The following is a 4461-nucleotide window of genomic DNA, read 5'->3' on the forward strand; positions in this document are numbered from 1 at the left end:
GGTGGGGCTCGCCGCGGTCGGCGGGGACACGGGCGGCGCGGGGCGGGGCTCGGGCCGCGAGCAGCCGCCGAGCAGCGCGGCGAACGCGAGCACGACGCCGACGCTGTGACGCACCAGTCCTGTTTATCAGCCCCGGGCCGCGCCCGCGCCCGATCAGCCGTCCAGAAGCTGCTCCCGCAGGAAGAGCAGCGCCGCCTCGTCGTCGTCGATCCCGCCGGCCTCGTGACCGTTGTACCGCCACACCGACAGCTCGGTCGGCCCCGCGTGGGCGTTGACGGCCGCGTAGACCGTCGACGGCGGCACGATGTCGTCCATCAACGCCACCGAGAACCGCGTCGGTCGGCGGCAGCGACGGGCGAAGTTGACGCCGTCGACGTACGCCAGGGTGTTCAGCACCCGCTCCTCGGCCTCGCGGTGGATTGCAAGGTAGTCGCGGATCTCCCGGTACGGGCGGGCGTCGGTGGCCACCACTGCGCGCGGAATGTCGCAGAGGAACGGCACGAACGCGACCACCGCCCGCAGGCCGGGCGCCAGAGCACCGGCCGCGAGCGCCAGGCCGCCGCCCTGACTGTGCCCGAGCACCGCCACCCGGGTCGGGTCGACCACCGGCAGGGTCCGGACGGCGTCCACCGCCCGGACGGCGTCGGTGATCAGCCGGCGGTAGTAGTACGTGCGCGGGTCGGCGATGCCCCGGGTGGTCACCCCGGGCGCCTCCGGGCCGGCGGCGCCGGGGTCCGGGGTGTCGCCCCGGCTCCAGCCCGATCCCTGACCCCGGGTGTCCATCTGCAGGTGCGCGAACCCTGCCGCCGCCCAGAGCAGGTTCTCCATCGGGTGCCCGCGTCCGCCGCCGTAGCCGGCGTACTGGACGACGGTCGGGAGCGCGGTGTTGACTCCGCGCGGCACCCGCAGCCAGGCCCGCACCGGTTGGCCGGCGAAGCCCGCGAAGGTCACATCGAGTACGTCGATGCCGGCCAGCCCGGTCGCCACCGGCTCGGCCCGCACGGGCCACCCGGCGTCGCGCGCCTCGGTGAGCGTCGCGGCCCAGAACTGGTCGAAGTCCCCCGGGTCACGCACCGCGCTGCGGTAGCCGCGTAACTGATTCTCGGAAAGGTCGGTGTACACGTGACGTCCTTTCGACGCTGCGTCGAACAGCCGCCCGGCGGGCCGGTACGGCGAAAGGTGCCCGAAAAATGTCCGGAAATCTTCCGCAACTCCGGCGAACGCTAGAACCGACCTGGCATGTCGTCAACCCCCATCGGTGAGGCAAGATGGCGCGAGGAACGGTGCACGCCGTTCCGGGACACACGGCGGTGACGGCTTGCGGTCGCCTCCGGACCGGTGAAGGAGACGCGGGTGGGCGCGGACGACGGACGCAGGGTGACCATCACCGCGATCGCACGGGAGGCGGGCGTGTCGGTGCCGACCGTCTCGCGGGTACTCAACGGACGCTCCGATGTGGCCCCGGACACCCGGGAACGGGTCGAGGAACTGCTGCGTCACCACGGCTACCGGAGGCGCAGCAGCCGCAGCGTCCGGCGCGCCGGCCTCGTCGACCTGGTCTTCAACGACCTGGACAGCCCCTGGGCCGTGGAAATCATCCGGGGTGTCGAGGACGTGGGGCACGGTGCCGGCGTCGGCACCGTGGTCTCGGCGATTCACCGGCAGCCGACCGCCGCCCGGCAGTGGTTGCAGAACCTGCGCACCCGGGCCACCGACGGCGTCATCTTCGTGACCTCGCACCTGAGCCCCCCACTGCACGCGCAGCTGCGCCGCCTCAACGTGCCGGTGGTGGTCGTGGACCCGGCCGGCGTACCGGCCATGGACGTGCCGACGATCGGTGCCACCAACTGGTCCGGCGGGCTCGCCGCGACCGAGCACCTGCTGTCGATCGGGCACCGGCGCATCGGGTTCGTCGCCGGGCCGACGCACCTGTTGTGCAGCCGCGCCCGCCTCGACGGTTACCGGGCCGGGTTGGAGGCGGCGGGCATTCCGGTCGACGACGAGTTGGTCTGTCCGGGCGACTTCTACCACGCCTCCGGGTTCGCCGCCGGGACGGCGCTGCTCGACCTGGCCGACCCGCCGACCGGCATCTTCGCGGCCAGCGACCAGATGGCCTTCGGCGTCTACGAGGCCATCCGGCGGCGCGGGCTGCGGGTGCCGGACGACGTCAGCGTGGTGGGCTTCGACGACCTGCCGGAGGCACGCTGGGCGTCCCCGCCGCTGACCACCGTGCGCCAGCCGTTGGTCGAGATGGGTCGGCTGGCGGCACGGACCGTGCTACGGCTGTCCCAGGGCGAGGGCATCGACTCGCCCCGGGTCGAGCTGGCCACCGAACTTGTCGTGCGGGACAGCACCGCCGCCCCGCCGGCCGGGTCGCGCGCCTCGTCGTGATGGGCGGAACCGCCTCGGACGCTGGTCGCGTCGTTCCGGATCGGATCGCGGAAGTTCCACTGGCCGACGCGCCGAGCGGGTCACCGTCGGCGCGGTGAGCGACCCTGGGGCCGCCCACCGCGCGCCGTACGGTCAGTGGTGGTGCGAGCGGACCGCCCTGCGGATCTCCACCGGCAACGCTGGCGCCCCGTCGACCGGAGCCGGGTCCTCGGCCGTCGGGGCCACTCCCCCGGCGGCGATCCGGTCCAGCGTGGCCAGCCCGGCCGCGTCGACCTCGCCGAAGATCGTGTAGTTCGGCCGCAGCGCGGAGTCGGCGTACACCAGGAAGAACTGGCTGCCGTTGGTGTCCGGCCCGGCGTTGGCCATGGCCAGCACGCCCCGGGCGTAGAGCCGGCGTACCCCGGTCGGGTCGGTGGGTGCCGGCGGCAGGTCGGTCGGCAGCTCGTCGCGGTACCGGTAGCCCGGGCCGCCCTCGCCGGTGCCGGACGGGTCACCGCACTGTAGGACGCTCAGCGTCGGGTACGCGGTGAGCCGGTGGCACGGGGTCCGGTCGTAGAAGCGCTTGCGGACCAGGTGCAGGAAGCTCTGCACGGTGCACGGAGCGGCCTCCCGGTCCAGGGTCAACCCGATCGGCCCGTGGTTGGTCGCCAGGGTCACCCGGACGCTGCCCCGGTCCGGGGTGCGTCGCGGGTCCGGCGGCAGGGGCACCGGACGGGCCGCCGGCTCGTCGGGCGTCTCGGTGTACGCGCACGGGCCGTGGGTGGTGCGCGGCGGACGGGCGTTGGCGTCGGCGGACGGTCCGGGCGCGGCGGACGCGGTGGCGGAGACGCCGGCGACCAGCGCCCCGGCGAGCACCGTCACCCCCGCGAGGCGGGTCAGCACGCGCACCGGTCGGCGCGATGCCGCCACCCCGGGGCGCGGTTCGAGTTCACTCGGCACAGGGATCCTCCTGGACTCGTGGTGCCAGAAAGACCGGAGTCTATGGAGGTCGTGGCCGGTTGTCGATGTGTCAGAGCAGCCGACGGCGTCGCCGCCACAGCAGCCCGCCCAACAGCACCAGCACTCCGGCGCCGCTGATCGCGGTCACCGACCAGAGCCATCCCGAGCCGGATTGCGCCGGCCCGCTGGCCGCTGCCGGCCGCGGCCCGCCCGGCGCCGCCAACGCCGACGGCGCGGCCGATGGAGTGGCGGTCAACTCCCCCGGCTCGACGAGTCGACCGACGCTCGCGTCGCGGGACAGCGTGAAGCCCCAGTCCAGCAGCGCCGCGCCCTGCTCCCAGCCGCGCTTCGGCGCCGACTCGGCGCCCAGCAGGGTCACCACCAGCCGCCGGCCGTCGCGTTCGGCCGCGCCGACGTAGGTGTGCCGGGCCAGGTCGGTGAAGCCGGTCTTGCCGCCGAGCGCACCCGGGTACCGGTAGATGAGCTGGTTCTCGTTCTGGATCTGGAAACCCTTGGTCCGCTGCGCCGGCTGGGCCGGGATCGGCGTCTGTTCGGTGAGCGCGTACCGGCGGAAGGTCGGCTGGGCGAAGCAGGCTCGGGCGATCAGCGCCAGGTCGTACGCGCTGGTGAACTGTCCCCTGCCGTCGAGCCCGGACGGGGTGACGGCGTGCGTCTGGAGCGCACCGAGCCGGTGCGCCTGCTCGTTCATGGCGCGTACGCCGTCGGCCGCGCTGTCCGTTCCGCTACCCAGTCGGGCCAGCGCGTTGGCGGCCTCGTTGCCGGAGTTGAGCAGCAACCCGAGCCAGATGGTCTCGATGGTGTACCGGCCGCCCGCGACGAGGCCGACGGCGGAGGAGCCGGGCTCGATGTTCATGTCCTCGTCGGTGACGGTGACCGTCTGCTTCGGGTCCAGCCGGGGCATCATGGTGGCCGCCAGCAGGAGCTTCTGCACACTCGCCGGGGTGCCGTACTCGTGCGGGCCGCAACCGCCGAGCACCTGACCGGTGTCCAGGTCGGCGACCAGCCAGGAGGTCGCGCTGACCGCCGGTGGCGCACCGGCGCCGGCCGGCACGACCAGCCCGTCGGTGGCCAGTCCCGCGCCACCGACCACGCGCTGCGCGGGCACGGCGG

At 73.9% G+C, this 4461-nt stretch carries 4 protein-coding genes; 1 reads left to right on the forward strand and 3 read right to left on the reverse strand.

From position 1 onward, the window contains the following. Window positions 1–153 precede the first annotated feature (153 nt). Window positions 154–1122, reverse strand: a complete 969-nt coding sequence (locus tag JNW91_RS29880; RefSeq protein WP_203178853.1) for an acetylxylan esterase — start codon at window positions 1120–1122, stop codon at window positions 154–156. Between the two features lie 231 nt (window positions 1123–1353). Here JNW91_RS29880 and JNW91_RS29885 point away from each other — a divergent pair, with 231 nt between their 5' ends. Then, complete coding sequence (locus tag JNW91_RS29885) at window positions 1354–2391, forward strand: LacI family DNA-binding transcriptional regulator (RefSeq protein WP_203178854.1); 1038 nt, start codon at window positions 1354–1356, stop codon at window positions 2389–2391. A gap of 132 nt (window positions 2392–2523) precedes the next feature. Here JNW91_RS29885 and JNW91_RS29890 read toward each other — a convergent pair whose 3' ends face one another. Continuing rightward, window positions 2524–3330, reverse strand: a complete 807-nt coding sequence (locus JNW91_RS29890) for a peptidylprolyl isomerase (RefSeq protein ID WP_203178855.1) — start codon at window positions 3328–3330, stop codon at window positions 2524–2526. Between the two features lie 70 nt (window positions 3331–3400). Then, window positions 3401–4461: D-alanyl-D-alanine carboxypeptidase family protein (locus tag JNW91_RS29895; RefSeq protein WP_238425947.1), on the reverse strand; the 1061-nt coding region annotated here is incomplete at its 5' end.

Source organism: Micromonospora parastrephiae (genome assembly GCF_016802865.1).
GTDB lineage: Bacteria > Actinomycetota > Actinomycetes > Mycobacteriales > Micromonosporaceae > Micromonospora > Micromonospora parastrephiae.